The 18,274-nt window shown below is 69.0% G+C and carries 18 protein-coding genes; 13 read left to right on the plus strand and 5 right to left on the minus strand.

The window, feature by feature from the left end; translation table 11 throughout:
- Positions 1–19 precede the first annotated feature (19 nt).
- On the plus strand, positions 20–838 hold the full coding sequence (locus CK240_RS03180; protein ID WP_095638892.1) for a sulfotransferase family protein: 819 nt from the start codon (positions 20–22) through the stop codon (positions 836–838).
- 160 nt (positions 839–998) lie between these two features.
- On the opposite strand, the gene hemN is transcribed toward CK240_RS03180, so the two are convergent.
- Positions 999–2,354 (minus strand): oxygen-independent coproporphyrinogen III oxidase, encoded by a 1,356-nt coding sequence (gene hemN / locus CK240_RS03185; protein ID WP_095638893.1) that lies wholly within the window; start codon positions 2,352–2,354, stop codon positions 999–1,001.
- 77 nt (positions 2,355–2,431) lie between these two features.
- Between hemN and fnrL the strand changes: the two genes are divergently transcribed.
- Positions 2,432–3,154 (plus strand): transcriptional regulator FnrL, encoded by a 723-nt coding sequence (fnrL, locus tag CK240_RS03190; protein ID WP_167649965.1) that lies wholly within the window; start codon positions 2,432–2,434, stop codon positions 3,152–3,154.
- A 39-nt stretch (positions 3,155–3,193) separates the two neighbouring features.
- Here fnrL and CK240_RS03195 read toward each other — a convergent pair whose 3' ends face one another.
- A complete protein-coding gene (locus CK240_RS03195; RefSeq protein ID WP_095638894.1) occupies positions 3,194–4,033 on the minus strand; it encodes a universal stress protein in 840 nt (279 codons plus the stop codon).
- A gap of 192 nt (positions 4,034–4,225) precedes the next feature.
- On the opposite strand from CK240_RS03195, the gene ccoN reads away from it, so the two are divergent.
- From ccoN to ccoS, 8 genes are all read left to right on the plus strand, one after another.
- Positions 4,226–5,842 carry a cytochrome-c oxidase, cbb3-type subunit I gene (ccoN, locus tag CK240_RS03200; RefSeq protein WP_095638895.1) on the plus strand — a complete coding sequence of 539 codons (1,617 nt, stop codon included), beginning with the start codon at positions 4,226–4,228 and terminating at the stop codon, positions 5,840–5,842.
- A gap of 15 nt (positions 5,843–5,857) precedes the next feature.
- Complete coding sequence (gene ccoO, locus CK240_RS03205; protein WP_095638896.1) at positions 5,858–6,583, plus strand: cytochrome-c oxidase, cbb3-type subunit II; 726 nt, start codon at positions 5,858–5,860, stop codon at positions 6,581–6,583.
- A 13-nt stretch (positions 6,584–6,596) separates the two neighbouring features.
- Positions 6,597–6,806, plus strand: a complete 210-nt coding sequence (locus CK240_RS03210) for a cbb3-type cytochrome c oxidase subunit 3 (protein WP_095638897.1) — start codon at positions 6,597–6,599, stop codon at positions 6,804–6,806.
- A 173-nt stretch (positions 6,807–6,979) separates the two neighbouring features.
- Positions 6,980–7,918, plus strand: coding sequence for a cytochrome-c oxidase, cbb3-type subunit III (gene ccoP / locus CK240_RS03215; RefSeq protein WP_240517285.1), 939 nt, complete (start codon positions 6,980–6,982; stop codon positions 7,916–7,918).
- A gap of 252 nt (positions 7,919–8,170) precedes the next feature.
- Positions 8,171–9,631: a cytochrome c oxidase accessory protein CcoG gene (ccoG, locus tag CK240_RS03220; protein ID WP_095638899.1), complete on the plus strand. Its 1,461-nt coding sequence runs from the start codon at positions 8,171–8,173 to the stop codon at positions 9,629–9,631.
- A 2-nt stretch (positions 9,632–9,633) separates the two neighbouring features.
- The gene (locus CK240_RS03225) at positions 9,634–10,098 is read left to right on the plus strand and encodes a FixH family protein (RefSeq protein WP_095638900.1); all 465 of its coding nucleotides are present in this window, start codon (positions 9,634–9,636) and stop codon (positions 10,096–10,098) included.
- A complete protein-coding gene (locus CK240_RS03230; protein WP_095638901.1) occupies positions 10,098–12,275 on the plus strand; it encodes a heavy metal translocating P-type ATPase in 2,178 nt (725 codons plus the stop codon). The genes CK240_RS03225 and CK240_RS03230 overlap by 1 nt, the downstream gene beginning before the upstream one ends.
- Positions 12,275–12,433, plus strand: a complete 159-nt coding sequence (gene ccoS, locus CK240_RS03235) for a cbb3-type cytochrome oxidase assembly protein CcoS (protein ID WP_095638902.1) — start codon at positions 12,275–12,277, stop codon at positions 12,431–12,433. Before CK240_RS03230 ends, ccoS begins: the two co-directional genes overlap by 1 nt.
- A 462-nt stretch (positions 12,434–12,895) precedes the next feature.
- Here ccoS and CK240_RS03240 read toward each other — a convergent pair whose 3' ends face one another.
- Positions 12,896–14,476 carry a D-alanyl-D-alanine carboxypeptidase family protein gene (locus CK240_RS03240; protein WP_338048841.1) on the minus strand — a complete coding sequence of 527 codons (1,581 nt, stop codon included), beginning with the start codon at positions 14,474–14,476 and terminating at the stop codon, positions 12,896–12,898.
- 271 nt (positions 14,477–14,747) lie between these two features.
- On the opposite strand from CK240_RS03240, the gene clpS reads away from it, so the two are divergent.
- Together clpS and CK240_RS03250 are read left to right on the plus strand one after the other, a co-directional pair.
- Positions 14,748–15,068: an ATP-dependent Clp protease adapter ClpS gene (clpS, locus tag CK240_RS03245; protein WP_095639232.1), complete on the plus strand. Its 321-nt coding sequence runs from the start codon at positions 14,748–14,750 to the stop codon at positions 15,066–15,068.
- On the plus strand, positions 15,069–16,049 hold the full coding sequence (locus tag CK240_RS03250; protein ID WP_095638903.1) for a class I SAM-dependent methyltransferase: 981 nt from the start codon (positions 15,069–15,071) through the stop codon (positions 16,047–16,049).
- Here the strand turns inward: CK240_RS03250 and CK240_RS03255 are convergent.
- Positions 16,046–16,456 carry a hypothetical protein gene (locus tag CK240_RS03255; protein ID WP_095638904.1) on the minus strand — a complete coding sequence of 137 codons (411 nt, stop codon included), beginning with the start codon at positions 16,454–16,456 and terminating at the stop codon, positions 16,046–16,048. The genes CK240_RS03250 and CK240_RS03255 overlap by 4 nt on opposite strands.
- Before the next feature lie 79 nt (positions 16,457–16,535).
- On the opposite strand from CK240_RS03255, the gene hemF reads away from it, so the two are divergent.
- Positions 16,536–17,396, plus strand: a complete 861-nt coding sequence (hemF, locus tag CK240_RS03260; RefSeq protein ID WP_095638905.1) for an oxygen-dependent coproporphyrinogen oxidase — start codon at positions 16,536–16,538, stop codon at positions 17,394–17,396.
- Positions 17,397–17,400: 4 nt separating this feature from the next.
- Here hemF and CK240_RS03265 read toward each other — a convergent pair whose 3' ends face one another.
- Positions 17,401–18,270 (minus strand): EamA family transporter, encoded by an 870-nt coding sequence (locus CK240_RS03265; RefSeq protein ID WP_095638906.1) that lies wholly within the window; start codon positions 18,268–18,270, stop codon positions 17,401–17,403.
- Between the last annotated feature and the right edge of the window lie 4 nt (positions 18,271–18,274).

The raw sequence follows: 18,274 nt of genomic DNA on the forward strand, positions 1-18,274 counted from the left end.
CCGAAAGAGGACGCCCATCATGGCCTTTCCCGGCACCTGGATGACCGAAAGCGAAAGCATGGCCTATCGGGTGGTGCCGAAATGCGCCTGCTCGACCATCGGGCAGATCATGTTCTTTTCCGACCACGCCCGCTACTTCGACGGCGACATCCACGATTCGACCTCTGGCCTGCACAAGTGGAACCAGAACGCCAGCCAGCCGGCGATCGAGCAGGCGGTGAAGGCGCGCAAGCCGGTCAGCTTCACCTGCGTGCGCAACCCCTACGCGCGCATCCTGTCGTCCTTCTTCGACAAGATCGCGGGCATCCAGCGCAACGGCAAGCGCTACCGCGGCAACCTGATCCCCCAGATCATGCAGCGCTACGGCGTCGAGGTGGGCAGTCCCGAGGACAACTTCGACTTCGACCAGGTAACCAGCTTCCGCCGGTTCCTGCTGTTCGCGCGCGACACCATCCGCTGGCGCCGCCCGATGGAGCCGGACATCCACTGGTCGGCCATGTCGGGCCATATCGCGACCTTCATCGTGAACGGCGGCCGCTATGACCAGATCTTCTTCACCGAGAAGTTCAACGAGGGGATGCAGAAGGTCCTGGACGCGGCCGAGACCCCGGTGAAGCTGGACGTCAACGAGGTGCCGCGCTTCAACGAGTCCGAAGGGCACGGGCCGAAGCGGCTGCACAAGGTCAGCGACTATTTCGACGACCTGTCGCAGCACCTGGTCTGGGAAATCTACAAGAAGGATTTCCAGCTGTTCCGCTATGACTTCGACAACCCCGACAACAAGCTGCCCAAGGGCGAGGTCGATCTGGACGAGGTCCACGCCAAGCTGGGACGCTGATTCTTCGCCGGCGCGGCAGGGGGGCCGTCTGCCCCCCATCGCCTGACGGCGATTCCCCCCGAGGGTATTTCGGTCAGGAAGAAGACCCCTGCGCGGGCAGGGCTTCTTTCTGATGCAAATACCCCGGGGGTCCGGGGGCTGGCCCCCGGTCCGGCAGATGTCAGATGGCGGGACTGTGGCCCTTGGCTTCCATCTCGTAGCCGTCGAACATCCGCGCGATCATGCGCGTCAGCGGGCGGCCGCGCTCGGGGATCGACAGGCCGGCTTCGTTCACCGTCACCATCTCGCCGAACTGCGCCTTGACCGGGGCGAAGAGCTCGGCCAGCGCGGCGGGGGCGAAGCCGTGGTCGCGGATGAATTCATCGGCCGAGATGCGGAAGTCGCACATCAGCGCCTCGATCATGCGGGCGCGCCAGATGTCCTCGGGCGTGAAGACATGGCCCTTCGTGGTCGAGAAGCGGCCCTCGCGGATCGCCTTGACATGGGCGCCGGTCGCGGGGGCGTTCTGCGCATAGCCCTGCGGGAAGCGCGAGATGGACGACGCGCCCATGCCCACCAGCACCTGCGCCTGGTCGTCCGTGTAGCCCTGGAAGTTCCGGCGCAGCAGCCCGGCCTTCTGCGCCACGGCCAGCCCGTCGCCGGGACGGGCGAAGTGGTCGATGCCGATCTCGTCATAGCCGTCGGCGACCAGCAGGTCGCGGGCAACCTCGAACAGGCGCAGCCGGGCGGGGGCGTCGGGAAGGGCCTCGTCGGGGATCATCACCTGCCGCTTGGCCATCCACGGCACATGGGCATAGCCGTAAAGCGCGATTCGGTCGGGCGACAGCGCCATCAGCTTCTGGATCGAATCCGCGATCCTGTAAGGCGTCTGGTGCGGCAGGCCGTAAAGGATGTCGGTGTTGAGGCTGGCGATGCCGCGGTCGCGGATCATGCGGACGGCCTCGGCCGTCACCTCGAAGCTCTGGTCGCGGCCGATGGTCTTCTGGATCTCGGGGTCGAAGTCCTGCACCCCGATCGAGGCGCGGGTCAGCCCCGACTCCGCCAGCGCGTCCATGCGCGCCTCGTCGATCTCGTTGGGATCGATCTCGACCGAGAACTCGGCCCCCTCCGCAAGCGGGAAGGCGTCGAAGACCGCGCGGGCGATGCGCCGCATCATGTCGGGCGGCATCAGCGTGGGCGTACCGCCGCCCCAGTGCAGGCGCGACAGCCTGACGCCGGGGGCGAGGTTCGCCTTCAGCAGCTCCAGCTCCTCAAGCAGCACGTCGGCATAGGCGCGCACGGGGGCGTCGGACTGCGTGCCCTGCGTGCGGCAGGCGCAGAACCAGCAGAGCCTGCGGCAGAAGGGCACATGCATGTAAAGCGAGATCGACCCGCCCGCCGGGATCGCATGGACCCAGTCGGTGAAATCGGCCGGTCCCACGGACGGCTTGAAGTGCGGGGCGGTGGGGTAGGACGTATAGCGCGGCACCCGCGCGTCAAACAGCCCCAGCCGGGTCAGTTGCGATTCCTGTTCCATGCGCCTAGGTATCTCACCCAAAGCGGGAAAGAACATTGACGCAGGTCAAACTGAAAGCGCAGGACTCCTGCCAGGGCCTGCATGTTCCGTGCGGGGACTGCCCGATCCGCTATCGGGCCGTCTGCGCCAGTTGCGAGGCGCCGGAACTGGACCGGCTGGACGCCACCAAATACTATCGCCGCTACGAGGCGGGGCAGGTCGTGGCCCTTGCCGGCGAGCGGGTGGATTTCGTGGCCTCGGTCGTCCAGGGCGTGGCGGGCCTTTCGCAGACGATGGAGGACGGGCGCACCCAGATGGTCGGGCTGCTGCTGCCTTCGGACTTCCTGGGGCGGCCCGGGCGCGCGACCTCGGCCTATACCGTCACCGCGCTGTCGGACCTGACGCTGTGCTGCTTCCGCCGCATGCCCTTTGAGGAGCTGCTGCGGTCCACCCCCCGGATTGCCACGCGGCTTCTGGACATGACACTGGACGACCTGGACGCGGCGCGGGAATGGCTGCTGCTGCTGGGCCGCAAGTCCGCGCGCGAAAAGATCGCGTCCTTTATCGCCTTTCTGGCGCGCCGCGAGGCGGGGCTGCACCAGACCCGGCCCGAGGGCCGCGTGCGCATCGACCTGCCGCTGACGCGCGAGACGATGGCCGACTACCTCGGCCTGACGCTGGAAACCGTGAGCCGCCAGATCTCGGCCCTGAAGCGCGACGGCGTCATCACGCTGGAAGGCAACCGCCGCGTGACGGTGCCTGATTTCCACCGGCTGGTGCTGGAAAGCGGCGACGATTCAGACGGCGGGCTGCCGGCCTGAACCCGCACCGGCGCCACGCGCCGGCGCAGGCTGCGGGCGTCAGCGGGCCATCAGCACCGGCAGGTTGGCGCGTTCCAGCATGTGGCGCGTGGCGCCGCCCATGATCGCCTCGCGCAGCCGCGACTTGCTGTAGGCGCCCATCACCAGCATGTCCGCCCCGGTTTCGGCGGCGCGGCGGGTCAGGACCTCCGTCACCGTGGGCAGGGTCTTGGCGAGAACCGCGATCTCGGCCTTGACGCCGTGCCGCGTCAGCATCTGGCACAGCTTTCCGCCGGGGTCCGAACCCTCGGGCGAATAGGGCGAGGGGTCCACGACCGCGATCTCGACCGCCTCGGCCGCCTTCAGGACGGGCAGGGCGCGGCGGATGGCGTGCAGCGCCTCGTCCGACTGGTTCCAGGCGACCAGGATGCGCTTGCCCAGGCCCTCGACGGCGACATTCCCCTGCGGCAGGACCAGCACCGGGGCGCCGCCTTCGAACAGCGAGGCTTCCAGCACCGCCTCGGCGTCGGGCGCGGCCTTGGACCCGTAGGGCTTCATCAGCACGACCAAGTCGGCAAAGCGCGCGCGCATGGCGATCAGCGTGGATACGCCCCCCATCTGCGCGACCGCGCTTTCGACCGACCAGCGGATGTCCTCGGGGGCAAGCTCGGCGCGCACCTCGGTTTCCAGCGCCTCGGCAGCCGCCATCGCGCGGTCGATCGCCTCCTGAAAGACATAGGCCGAGGCGCCCGCGTAATAGTAGCCGGTCTGGGTGTGGTCCACGCCCACCGCGAAGACCTCGAGATGGGCGTCCTCGCGCCGGGCCAGCGCCACCGCCGCCTCAAGCTGCGCGGTCTGTCCGGCCTGGGTGATGACGGTGAGGATGGTCTTGTAGCCCATTGGCTTGGCTCCTGCTGTGACGGCCCGTTGGGATCGCGGTGTGACAGTATGATGCAGGGGTGCCCCGTTTTGTTGACCCAGATCAAGGTTTGCACCAGATTTGGCCCATAAAGATCACGACCAAGACGGTCCGCCGGATCGCCCGACAGGCGATTCGGCTTTGCCGCTTCGAGACAAAGGACACCGAACACGATGTGGGATAGCTTCAAGCTGATCGTGCTTGGCGTGATCGCGGTCTTTGCCGCGATCGCCGCCAACTATGCGCGCGATCTGGCATATCAGGTCAATGCCCTGACAATCATGCTGGCTGCCGGGCTGGCATTCCTGTTTGTGCTGCGCCGGATGGACAACCCGGACCTCAAGCTGGCCCTGGCCGGCGTGCAGTCCGAATACCTGGACGGCCCGGTCCGCGCCGGGGTGATCGCCACCGCCTTCTGGGGCGTCGTGGGCTTTCTGGTCGGCGTGGTCATCGCGGCGCAGCTCGCCTGGCCGTCGCTGAACTTCTCGGATGCGCTGGAAGGCTTCGCCAACTTCGGCAAGCTGCGCCCGCTGCACACCTCGGCCGTGATCTTCGCCTTCGGCGGCAACGCCCTAATCGCGACCTCGTTCTACGTGGTCCAGCGGTCCTGCGCGACGCGGCTGTGGGGCGGCAACGCCGGCTGGTTCGTCTTCTGGGGCTACAACCTGTTCATCGTCCTGGCGGCGACGGGCTATATCCTCGGCGCGACCCATTCCAAGGAATACGCGGAACCCGAGTGGTACGTGGACCTGTGGCTGACGATCGTCTGGGTCGTCTACCTGCTGATCTACCTTGGCACGATCATGAAGCGCCGCGAGCCGCACATCTACGTGGCCAACTGGTTCTACCTGTCCTTCATCGTGACCATCGCGATGCTGCACATCGTCAACAACCTGGCGATGCCGGTCAGCCTGTTCGGGTCCAAGTCGGTGCCGCTGTTCGCGGGCGTGCAGGACGCGATGACCCAGTGGTGGTACGGACACAACGCCGTGGGCTTCTTCCTGACCGCGGGCTTCCTGGGCATGATGTACTACTTCATCCCCAAGCAGGCCGAGCGCCCGGTCTACAGCTACAAGCTGTCGATCATCCACTTCTGGGCCCTGATCTTCATGTACATCTGGGCGGGCCCCCACCACCTGCACTATACCGCGCTGCCCGAATGGGCCTCGACGCTGGGCATGGTCTTCTCGATCATGCTGTGGATGCCCTCGTGGGGCGGCATGATCAACGGCCTGATGACGCTGTCGGGGGCCTGGGACAAGCTGCGCACCGACCCCATCCTGCGGATGATGGTCGTGGCCGTCGGCTTCTACGGCATGGCGACCTTCGAAGGGCCGATGATGTCGATCAAGGCCGTGAACTCGCTGTCGCACTATACCGACTGGACCATCGGCCATGTCCATTCCGGCGCGCTGGGCTGGAACGGCATGATCACCTTCGGCGCGCTCTACTACCTGACGCCGCGCCTCTGGGGCCGCGAGCGGCTGTATTCGACCGCGGCCGTCAGCTGGCACTTCTGGCTCGCGACCATCGGCCTCGTGCTCTACGCCTCGTCCATGTGGGTGTCGGGCATCATGGAAGGCCTGATGTGGCGCGAGGTGGACAGCCAGGGCTTCCTGGTCAACGCCTTCGCCGACACCGTCATCGCCAAGTATCCGATGCTGGTCGTGCGGACCTTGGGCGGCGTCTTCTACCTGGCGGGCGGGATCATCATGGCCTGGAACCTTTGGGCCACCGTCGCCCGGCAGCCGCGCATCGCGCCCGCCCGCGTTGCCGTTCCGGCCGAATAAGGAAGGGGATCTTTCATGGCCATTCTCGACCACCACAAGATCCTCGAGAAGAACGCGACACTGCTTCTGGTGTTCTCGTTCCTCGTGGTGACCATCGGCGGCATCGTCCAGATCGCCCCCCTGTTCTACCTTGAGAACACCATCGAGAAGGTGGAGGGGATGCGCCCCTACACCCCGCTCGAGCTGACCGGCCGCGACATCTACGTCCGCGAGGGCTGCTATGTCTGCCACAGCCAGATGATCCGCCCCATGCGGGACGAGGTCGAACGCTACGGCCACTACAGCCTTGCCGCGGAATCGATGTACGACCACCCCTTCCAGTGGGGCTCCAAGCGCACCGGGCCGGACCTGGCCCGGGTGGGCGGGCGCTATTCGGACGAATGGCACATCGACCACCTGAACGACCCGCGCTCGGTCGTGCCGGAATCGATCATGCCGGCCTATTCCTTCCTGCGCCACCGCCAGATCGATCCCACCTACATCTCGGACCGCCTGACGGCCGACAGCCGCGTGGGCGTGCCCTACACCGAGGACATGATCACCGAAGCGCGGGCCGACTTCCTGGCGCAGGCGGACCCGGACCTGGATGCCTCGGGGCTGCAGGAACGCTATCCCGGCGCGCAGGCGCGCAACTTCGACCGCCAGGCGGGCGTGACCGAGATGGATGCCCTGATCGCCTATCTGCAGGTCATGGGGACGATGGTCGATTTCTCGACCTTCCAGCCGGACGAGCATCGCTGAGGGCGCCCGGGGAATGGACCGATATTCCTTCCTGCGCCAGCTCGCCGACAGCTGGGTGCTGCTGGCGCTGTTCCTGGTGTTCATCGGCGTGGTCCTGTTCGTGTGGCGGCCCGGCTCGCGCCGGCTGCACCGCGACGCCGCCGAAAGCATCTTCCGCAACGAGACGAGACCCGCACCCGAGGCCGCTGACGGGGCCAAGGCGGACCGCAAGGAGGTCGAGTGATGGCCGATCCGAAAGACGAGAACCCCCCGCCGACCCCGCGCGAGCGTGAGGTGGCCGAGAACATCGGCGCCGACCTGAACGACCCGCACGAGTCCCCCGCCAACCCGGAAAACCGCATCTCGGTCGACCGGCGCGCGGCGGACCGCGAAAATGCCGAGCAGATCCTGGCGAACATGCCCGAGGTGCTGACCGGCGTGAAGCCGCGGGCCGAGCGCGAGCCGCGCCACAAGGTCACGCGCCGCGTCGGCAAGAAGGTCGTCGAGGTCAAGTCCACCGGTCATGCCTGGGACGGGATCGAGGAATACGACAACCCCCTGCCGCGCTGGTGGCTGTGGACCTTCTACGCCACCATCATCTGGGCGCTGGGCTATGTCATCGCCTATCCCGCGATCCCGCTGATCCGCGACAACACCTCGGGCCTGCTGGGCACCACCCAGCGCGAGGAGGTCGCCCAGGAGATCCGGCAGTTCGACGAGGCCAACGCCCCGATCGAGACGCAGCTGGTGGCCGCGAACCTGACCGACATCCCGGCCAATCCCGATCTGCTGAACTATGCCAACAACGCGGGCAGCTCGATCTTCCGCACCTACTGCGCGCAGTGCCACGGGGCGGGCGCGGCCGGGAACCCCGGCTATCCCAACCTGCTGGACAACGACTGGCTGTGGGGCGGCACGATCGAGGACATCCACCTGACCCTGCAGCACGGCATCCGCAGCCCCGAGGACGCCGACACGCGCTATTCGGAAATGCCCAAGTTCGGCGTGGACGGCATCCTTGACGACACGCAGATCCAGCAGGTCACGCAGCACGTGCTGGCGCTGGGGAACCTGCCCCATGACGAGGCGCAGGCCGCCGAAGGCGCCGCGGTCTTCCAGGACAACTGCTCGGCCTGCCACATGGAGGACGGGACCGGCGACCGTTCCCAGGGCGCGCCGAACCTGACGGACGCCGTCTGGCTTTACAACAAGGACGGCCAGCCGGACGAGGCGACGATCCACCGGATCATCCATGACGGGCCCTTCGGCGTCATGCCCGCCTGGTCCGACCGCCTCAGCGAGGCCGAGATCCGCGCCGTGGCCACCTATGTCCACGGCCTGGGCGGCGGCGAGTAATCGCCGCCCCTGACGGACGCTCCTGCCGCAAGGCAGGGGCTGCCGGCCCCCCGATCCATTCGCGCGTTTCAGGGGGGCCGGTCCTCAAGCACAACCATCCCGGCCGCGACGCGGTTGCCGCCGGGGGTGCGACAAACGGTCCCTGAAATCAGCCGGGTTCCATCCTATATTCCGGGCTCGCGGCGCTTGATGCAGGTCAACCGCCGGTTCGGCAGGGCGGCGCGCCCGGTCCCTGCCCATCAGGAGTCGAGCATGTCCACGATCGAGCAGGAACCTCCCCGCCTTTACGCCGCACGCGAGCCGATCTTCCCGCGCCGGGTCCGGGGCCAGTTCCGCAACCTCAAATGGGTGCTCATGGCGGTCACGCTGGGCATCTACTACATCACCCCCTGGATCAGATGGGACCGCGGGCCGGGGATGCCCGACCAGGCCGTCCTGGTCGATCTGGCGAACCGCCGCTTCTTCTTCTTTTGGATCGAGATCTGGCCGCACGAGTTCTACTTCGTCGCGGGCCTCCTGATCATGGCGGGCTTGGGGCTCTTTCTCTTCACCTCGGTCCTGGGTCGGGTCTGGTGCGGCTATTTCTGCCCGCAGACCGTCTGGACCGACCTGTTCATGATGGTCGAGCGCCGGATCGAGGGCGACCGCAACGCCCGCATCCGCCTGTATGAACAGCCCTGGGACGCCCGCAAGGTGCGCCTGCGCGCGACCAAGTGGGCGGCCTGGCTGCTGATCGGCCTGCTGACGGGCGGCGCCTGGGTCTTCTATTTCGCCGACGCGCCGACGCTGCTGCGCAACCTGGTCACGCTGAACGCCCATCCCGTCGCCTACACCACCATCGGCATCATGACCGCGACCACCTTCTTCTTCGGCGGCTTCGCGCGCGAGCAGATCTGCATCTACGCCTGCCCCTGGCCCCGCATCCAGGGCGCCATGATGGACGAGAACACCCTGACCGTCGCCTATCGCGAATGGCGGGGCGAGCCGCGCGGCAAGATCGCCAAGGGCCAGCCCACCAAGTCCGACAGCCCGGCCGCGCTCAAGGGCGACTGCATCGACTGCCTGGCCTGCGTGAACGTCTGCCCCATGGGCATCGACATCCGCGAAGGCCAGCAGCTGGAATGCATCACCTGCGCGCTGTGCATCGACGCCTGCGACGACGTGATGGCGAAGATCGGCAAGCCGCGCGGTCTGATCGACTACATGGCGCTCAAGGACGAAAGCGCCGAAAAGACCGGCCAGGAAGGCGAGTCGCTCTGGAAGCACGTCCTGCGTCCCCGGCCGCTGCTGTATTTCACCTTGTGGGGGGCCATCGGCGTCGGTCTGATCGTGGCGCTGTTCCTGCGCTCGCCCTATGACCTGAACGTCTCGCCGGTGCGGAACCCGCTGTATGTGACCATGGCGGACGGCTCGATCCGCAACACCTACGAACTGCGGCTGCGCAACATGCAGGGCCAGGAAAAGACCTTCGCCGTGGGCGCGGACGGCCACGAGGGACAGGCGCTTCCCGGTGCCGAGATCACGCTGGAAGGCGGACGCTCGACGGTGACGGTCCCGGCCGACGAAACCTTCGAGCAGCGCGTCTACATCACGGCCGACCCGGATTCGGCCTTGGCAGACGGTGCGCAGACGCCGCTGACCATGTGGATCGAGGACCTGGACTCGGGCCGCCGCGCCGCGGTCGAGACGGTCTTCCAGGGAACGGAGCGCTGAGAATGGCACGGGAACTGACGGGCCGGCACGTGCTGGCCATCACGCTGGCGGCCTTCGGGGTCATCATCGCGGTCAACATGGTGATGGCCGTCAAGGCCGTCAGCACCTTCCCGGGGCTGGAAACGCCCAACAGCTATGTCGCCTCGCAGCGTTTCGACCGTGATCGGGCGGCGCAGGCCGCGCTCGGCTGGACCGTGACGCCCGAATACAACGGACGAGAGCTGACGCTGCTGGTCCGGGACGCGCAGGGCAACCCCGCCCGCGTCAGGTCGCTGACGGCCACCGTCGGCCGCCCGACCCATGTGCGCGAGGACCAGACGCCGCGCTTCATCTACGAGAACGGCATCTTCCGGGCGGCGTTGACGCTGGCGCCCGGCATCTGGAACATCAACGTGACGGCCGAGGCCTGGGACGGGACGGTCTTCCGGCAGCGCATCGACCATTACGCCGGCAACCGGGTGAAGTGATGACGGACGTTTCCACCGACTTCGAAAGCCGCCTCGGCGCCTGCCCCGCCTGCGACGTGGCCCCCCTGGCGGGGCGGCTCGCGCGCTCGGGGCCGGTGCGGGGCGACGTGATCCTGTCGCTGCCGACGGCTCATTGCGCGGCCTGCATCACCGACGTGGAACGCGCGCTGTCGGCCGTTCCGGGCGTGCGCGCCGCGCGGGTGAACCTGTCCCTGCGCCGCGTCGTCGTCGATGCCGAGGGCGTCACGGCCGACGACCTGATCCCCGTGCTCGACCGCATCGGCTACGAGGCGCATGAACTCGACCCCGGCGCGCTGACGGCCACCGCGGCCGACCGGCAGGGGCGCGACCTGCTGATGCGGATCGGGGTCGCGGGCTTTGCCTCCATGAACATCATGATCCTGTCGGTCGCGGTCTGGTCGGGCGCGGATGCCGCGACCCGCGACCTGTTCCACATGATCTCGGGCGCCATCGCCCTGCCGACCGTGGCCTTTGCCGGCCAGCCCTTCTTCGCCAGCGCCTGGCGGGCGCTGCGCGCCGGACGGCTCGGCATGGACGTGCCGATCTCGCTGGCGCTGATCCTCGCCAGCGCCATTTCCGTCTTCGAGACCTGGAACAGCGGCCCTCACGCCTATTTCGACGGCGTGGTGATGCTGTGCTTCTTCCTTCTAGTCGGGCGCTATCTCGACTATCGCACCCGCGCCGTGGCCCGGTCCGCCGCCGAGGAGCTGACCGCGCTCGAGGTGCCGCGCGCCATCCTGTTGCGCGACGTCGCCGAGGAAACCGTGCCCGTGGCCGACCTGCGCCCCGGCGACCTGATCCTGGTGCGTCCCGGTGGCCGCGTTCCGGCGGACGGCGTGGTGACGGCGGGCGCGTCCGAGATCGACCGCTCGCTGCTGACGGGCGAGTCCGTGCCCGTCGCCGCGCGTCCCGGCGCCGCGCTGTCGGCGGGCGAGGTGAACCTGACCGGTCCGCTGACGCTGCAGGTGACGGCGGCCGGGCGCGACAGTTCGCTGTCGCGCCTGACCGCGCTGGTCGCGGCGGCGGAATCGGCGCGCGGGCGCTATACCTCGATCGCCGACCGGGCGAGCCGCAGCTATGCGCCCGCCGTCCACCTGCTGGCGCTGGCGAGCTTCCTGGGCTGGCTGTGGCTGACCCGCGACGTGCGGGTCGCGGTGAACGTGGCGGCGGCGGTGCTGATCATCACCTGCCCCTGCGCGCTGGGGCTGGCGGTGCCGGCTGTCATCACGGCGGCCTCCGGTCGGCTGTTCCGCGAAGGGCTGCTGATCAAGGACGGCACCGCGCTGGAACGGCTGGCCGAGGTCGATACCGTGGTCTTCGACAAGACGGGCACCCTGACCATGGGCACGCCGCAGGTCGCCGGGGCCGACCTTGACGCCGAGGGCCGCGCCGTGGCGCTGGCGCTGGCGGGCGGCTCCGCCCATCCCCTGTCCCGCGCTATCGTGGCCGGTATCGAGGGGCAGGCGGCAGAGGTCGAGGACCTGCGCGAGGTTCCGGGCTATGGCGTCGAGGCGCGCTGGCAGGGCAATCCCGTGCGGCTCGGCCGCGCCGACTGGGTTGGGGCAGATGACGAGGCGCCGGGCGCCGCGACCTGGCTGCGGATCGGCAGCCGGGTGCATCGCATCGACTTCACCGACAGCCTGCGTCCGGGCGCCGACAAGGCGGTGGCGCGCCTGCGCCATGCGGGCCTGCGCGTGATGATCCTGTCGGGCGACGGCGCGGGCGCCGTGCGCGACATCGCCGCGCGGCTGGGGGTCGAGGAATGGCGGGCCGGCGTCACGCCCCAGGAAAAGGCCGCCACCGTGGCCGAACTGTCCGCGCAGGGCCGCCATGTCCTGATGGTGGGCGACGGTCTGAACGACACGGCGGCGCTGGCCTCGGCTCATGCCTCGATCTCGCCCGCAAGCGCACTGGATGCGGCGCGGGTCGCGTCCGACATGGTGCTGGTCGGTCGGGACCTCGGCCCTGTCGCCGATGCTGTGGGCGTGGCCCGCGCCTCGATCCGGCGCATCCGGGAGAATTTCGCGCTCTCGATCCTTTACAACGTCGTCGCGGTGCCCTTCGCACTGGCGGGGCTGGCCACGCCGCTGATCGCCGCGCTGGCCATGTCGCTGAGTTCCGTCAGCGTGACCCTGAACGCACTGAGGCTGCGCTGATGGAGGTGCTGGTTTACCTCATTCCCGTGTCGCTGGGGCTGGGTGGCCTCGGACTCGGGGCCTTTGTCTGGGCGCTGCGCAACCGGCAGTACGAGGACCCCAAGGGCGACGCGCAGCGCATCCTCAGCGACGAATGGGACGACCGTCCCAAGCCGTGATGCGGGACTGCGGGGCCCTTGAAGGTCTTGTGAGCCGGTCGGTCGCTCGGGCTTAATCGGGCAGCACACCGGCGTCGGCCTCCCGGCCGCTGCCGTGATGAAGCCCCCGCGAGGGACCACTTCCAAGCGTCGGCGCCGGTGCATGAGCCTGGTTCAGGATGGATCGGCCCGCCGTGCGGCCTCGACCCTCGGGCCTGCTTTTCGGTGACAGTTCAAGGACCGCACCCGGCCTCGGGGCAGGGGAGGGGCAGAGCCGCCGGCCAGCTCCGTGGCCTCCCGCTGCCGCTCGTGTCAGGCCCCTGCAGCTCACCGGCCGCTTGCCCGGTCACAGGCTGCGCGCCGCTCTGACCGCGCTGCCTGCGGCCTTCCTTCCAGGGCAGTCGCCGCCCCTCGCTGCCTTGGCACCGCAAATAAAAAAGCCCGGCGTGAGCCGGGCTTTCGCATCCTGCGGGTTCGGACCGCTCAGTTCCCCAGCACCGTGCAGCGCTGCGAACGGGCGGCAAGCTTGTCGCAGGCAAGCTGCGCCGCGTCGCTGGTCAGGCCCGAGAAATTCGCCTCCCACCCCTTGGGGGTGTTGCCGACCCGGCGGGTGGCGTTGTTCAGCACGGCGCTTTCCTGCAGGGCGATGCGCAGCAGAAGCTGCTCGGCCTCGGCCTTGGTCTCGAAGCGGCCCAGCGTGATGCCGTGGTTGCCGCGGCCCTTGGTCGAAGGGCGCGAGACGATCTGCATCGCCTCGGGCTCGGACCGGTCGCCTTCTTCCTCCATCGCCGCCAGGATCACGGCGTCGGACTTGCGGACGGGCTTTGACGAGGCGACCAGCTTCGTGCTGGCCTGCGGCGCTTCTGCGGCCTTGGGCGCGGCCTCCTTCGGCTCGGCCGCCGCAAAGGTGGACCCCAGCGTGCGCGGCGCCTTGGCCTGGGCGGCAGGGCCGGGGCGCGGGGCGGGCGGAGGGGCCGCATCGGTGCTGGCAAGCTTCACCGCGGCCTCGATCGCGGCAGGCTCGGCCGAGGCCAGCTTGACGGATGCCGCGGCGCCTGCCGGCCGCCGCACGGGCCGGGCCGAGCCGACGCTGGCCTGCGCCACGACGGGAGCGGCCTCGACGCGGGCAGGCGCCTCGGCCTGCCGGGGCGCTGCCGCGACCGGGACGGTCGATCCCTTCACCGGCCGGGCCGCAGCCACGGGCGCGGGGGCGGGCGCCTCGGCGCGGGCCACCTGCACGCTGCGCTTGCGTTCCACGATATAGGCGGGCGCCTCGGGGCGGATCTCCTTCACCCGCGTCGGCGCCTTGCCGAAGCCGGTATCCAGAAGCTGCGCCATGATCGCATTGCGCTGCGCGGTCGACTGCCCGCCCATCACGGTCGCGATGATCCGCTTGGACCCGCGCTGCGCCGAGGCGGTCAGGTTGAAGCCCGCGGCCCGCGTGTAGCCGGTCTTGATCCCGTCCGCGCCCTGGTAGCTGTCCAGGAAGCGCTTGTTGGTGCTGGACACGGTGGCGATGCCCGCATCCGCCGAGCGGCGCGAGAAGATCGAATAATACTGCGGGAAATCATAGAACAGCCGCCGGCCCAGGGTCGAAAGGTCGCGGGCGCTGGAATAATGCCCTTCCTGCGTCAGCCCGTTGGCGTTGCGGAAGGTGCTGTTCCTCATGCCGAGCGCGCGGGCCATGGCGGTCATCTGCTGGCCGAACTTCGCCTCGGACCCGGCAAGCCCCTCGCCGATGGCGGTGGCGGCGTCGTTGGCCGATTTCACCGCCGCCGCGCGGATGAGATAGCGCAGCTCGATCTTCTGGCCTGCCCGCAGCCCGAGGCGCGAAGGCGGCTGGCCCGCCGCGTGCGGTGTGACCGTGAACTTGGAGTCCAGCCGGACCTGACCCCGCTCGATCGCCGTGAAGGCCATGTAAAGCGTCATCATCTTGGTCAGCGATGCCGGATGCAGCCGCGCATCGGCGTTCTGCGAATAGATTTCCTTGCCCGTCCGCCCGTCCATGACAAAGGCCGCGAAGGGGGCGGCGGACGCGGTCAGCGGCACAAGGGCGCCGACCAAGGCAATCCACCCCGCGATCAGGGTTCGATGAAGAATTTGCACTGTCCCGGTCTCTCTGCCTGCGGGCGCGTTCTTGATTGCACGCCCTTCCTTAACAAACCCAGAATAGCACGCCACACGCGCTGCGGGAACCGCGTATTTGCCATGCTGCGACCTTTCGGGCGCGGAAGGTTCGTCAGCCTTTTCCTCGGGCCGCGCCGTCCCTATATTCCCCGGCAACCCGCCCGTTCAGGACTTGCCGCTCGTGACGCTGACGACCGATTTCCCGCGCATGACCGATCCGCCTTCGAAGGGCAGGGAGGATGTCGATCTTGCCACCCGGACCAAGCCCAAGACGCAGCGCCCCCCGCTTTACAAGGTGCTGTTGCTGAACGACGATTTCACGCCGATGGAGTTCGTGGTCCATATCCTCGAACGCCTGTTCGGCATGACCCACGCACAGGCGATCGAGATCATGCTGACCGTCCATCGCAAGGGCGTGGCCGTCGTCGGGGTCTTTTCCCACGAGATCGCCGAAACAAAGGTCGCGCAGGTGATGGAGCTTGCGCGCCGCCAGCAGCATCCGCTGCAATGCACGATGGAAAAGGAATAAGTGGCGGGTTCTCGGCTTGAACTGATCGACCCGATCGCGGGCGCGGTGCTGCTGGTCGGGGCAGGGCCGGGGGACCTCGCGGGGTTCGATCCGGCTCGCACCACGGTTGTGCAGGGATTCCGTCCCGCCCATGATTCGGCGGCGGCGCAGGGGTTCCGCGTGCGGACGGCGGTCGAGGACCGGGCGGACGCCGCCGTGGTCTTCCTGCCCCGCGCGCGGGCCGAGGCGCGGGCGCGGGTCGCCGCCGCCGCCGCCGCGCTGGAGGAAGGCGCGGCCTTGTGGATCGACGGACAGAAGACGGACGGCGTCGATGCCATGCTGCGCGAGTTGCGGACGCTGGCCCCGGTCGATCAGGTGCAGTCCCGCGCGCATGGAAAGATCTTCCGCGTGACCGTTCCGGCCGGCGACTGGCTGCCCCCCGACTGGACGGGGGCCGAACGGACGGTGGACGGCGGCTTCGTCACCGCGCCGGGCGTCTTTTCCGCCGACGGGCCCGACCCGGCCTCGGTGGCGCTGGCGGCCTGCCTGCCGGACCGCCTGCCCACGCGCATGGTCGACCTGGGCGCGGGCTGGGGGTGGCTTTCGGCGCAGGTGCTCCGCCACCCCGGCGTCGAGGTCCTGCATCTGGTCGAGGCCGATCACGCTGCGCTGGACTGCGCGCGCCGCAACGTGACGGACCCCCGGGCGCGATTTCACTGGGCCGACGCCACCACCTTCCGCCTGCCCGAGCCTGTGAACGGCGTCGTCATGAACCCGCCCTTCCACGAGGGCCGGGCCGCCGACCCCCATCTTGGCGCGCGCTTCATCCGCGCGGCGGCGGGGCTTCTGACCGGGGCCGGGCGGCTCTGGATGGTCGCCAACCGGCACCTGCCCTACGAGGCCGCGCTGTCGGAACTGTTCGCCGACGTGCAGGAGATCGGCGGCGACAACCGCTTCAAGGTCATCACCGCAACCGGGGCGGGGCGTCCGAAGCGGCGCTAGCCTTCCTGCGGATAGGCCGCGCGGCAGGCCTGCACGGCGCGTTCCGCATCCGGGCGCAGCGCCGCCAGGCGGCTGCGCAGGTTGTCGGCCTTGCGCTGTTCGATCACCGGATCGATCGGCACCCGGAAGACCTCGGTGTCGGCCACGTCGCGCCAGCAGCTGCGATGGACCAGCACGTCCTCGCCGTCGAGGTCGCGCACAAGGGTCGGACAGAAGTCGAAGTCGGTCCGCGTGACCACCCGCTCGTCCCAGGCATAGCCGCGCGCAAGGTTCCCCTCGACCTGCGCCAGCAGACGCGCGACGGTGCGATATTCGTCGGTGTTGCGGCTGATGCACTGTTCCTGCGGGGTCCCGCAGGCCGCCAGCGCCAGGCAGGCCAGCGCGGTCAGGGTCAGGTTGCGGCTCATCGGCGGCGCCTCTAATCAGATTGAAGGAATCCTAGCGCGCGCCATTCTGTGCCGCAATTCACGAAAGGGGGGCCGGTCCATGGACATGACCGACGAACGCCGCGCGGCGGCCGAATGGTTCCGCAGCCTGCGCGACCGAATCGTGGCAGCCTTCGAGGGGCTGGAGGACGAGGCCCTGTCCGATGCGCCGCCCGGCCGCTTCACCGTCACCCCGACCGAGCGGGCCGAGGACGGCGGCGGCGGCATCATGTCGGTCATGCGCGGCGGCCGCGTCTTCGAGAAGGTCGGCGTGAACTGGTCCGAGGTGCACGGCACGCTTGCCCCGCGCGCGCAATCCGCCATGGCCGCGCGCGGCGTGCCGGGGATCGCCGAGGACCCGCGCTTCTGGGCCAGCGGCATCAGCCTGGTCGCCCACATGCAGAACCCCCATGTGCCCGCCGTCCACATGAACACCCGGATGTTCTGGACGCCGTCGGCCTGGTGGTTCGGGGGCGGGTCGGACCTGAACCCCTGCCTCGAATACCCTGAGGACACCGCGCATTTCCACGACACGCTGCGCGAGGCCTGCGCCCCGCACGGCGCCGATTACTACGACCGCTTCAAGGCCTGGGCGGACGAGTATTTCTTTATCCCCCATCGCGGGCGCGCGCGGGGCGTGGGCGGCATCTTCTACGACGATCTGAACACCGGCGACTGGCAGGCCGACTTCGCCTTCACCCGCAGGGTGGGCGAGGCCTTCCTGCCCGCGTTCCTGCCGCTGGTCCGCAGGCGGATGGTGCAGGAATGGGAACCCGAGCACCGCGACGCCCAGCTGGTTCACCGCGGGCTTTATGCCGAATACAACCTCGTCTACGACCGGGGGACCAAGTTCGGGCTGGAAACCGGCCACAATGCCGACGCCGTGCTGATGAGCCTGCCGCCGCTGGCGAAGTGGGTCTGAGCCCTCAGCGCGTCGTCCACATCAACCAGCCCACGCCCGCGACGATCAGCGCCATGCCGGCAAGCTGGCGCGGGCCCAGCGCCTCGCGCCGGTGACGCGAGACGGCGGCGGCGAAGACCACCTCGACCAGCGCCAGCGTCCGCACGTTGGCCGCAAGGGCCAGCGCGAAGGCCAGAAACCAGAACTGCGAGGCCAGCGCGCCGAGGAACCCCGCGCCCAGCGACTCGCGCCAAGCAGCCACCATCCCCCGCAGGGCCGGGCGGTCGCGCAGCGCGAGCCAGACGCCGACCAGTGCCGTCTGCAGCGCCAGCGACAGAACAAGGATCGTGGTCGCCCGGATCAGTTCGCCGCCGTGGGGCAAGGACAGGATGCCGCCGCGGAAGCCGATGGCCGACAGGCCGAACAGCCCGCCCGCCAGCACGGCCAGCGCTGCGGGACCTGCGCCCGCCCGCCGCCAGCCTCCGCCCGACATCGCCAGCACCCCGGCCGTGGCCACGGCGATGGCGCCAAGGCGGGCCGGGGTCAGCGGCTCGGCCAGCAGGGCCGCGCCGAGGATGGCAAGCGTCACCGGCTCGGTCTTGATCAGCGCGGTCGCCACCGCAAAGCCGCGCCGCTGCATGGCCGTCAGCATCAGCGCGGTCGCCGCCACCTGCGACACGGCGCCCATCGCGGCATACCCAAACGCGGTCGCGGTCAGGGCGGGCACCGGCTCGGCCAGCGCCACCAGTCCCAGGAACAGGATGGCGAAGGGCAGGCCGAAGAGGAACCGCACCCCCGTCGCGCCCATGGTCCCGATGCGCGCGGTCAGCCCGGCCTGCGCCGCGTTGCGCCCCGTCTGCGCCAGGGCGGCGACCAAGGTCGCGGCGACCCACATCGGC

It is taken from the genome of Paracoccus salipaludis (genome assembly GCF_002287065.1).
In the GTDB taxonomy this organism is placed as follows: Bacteria; Pseudomonadota; Alphaproteobacteria; order Rhodobacterales; family Rhodobacteraceae; genus Paracoccus; species Paracoccus salipaludis.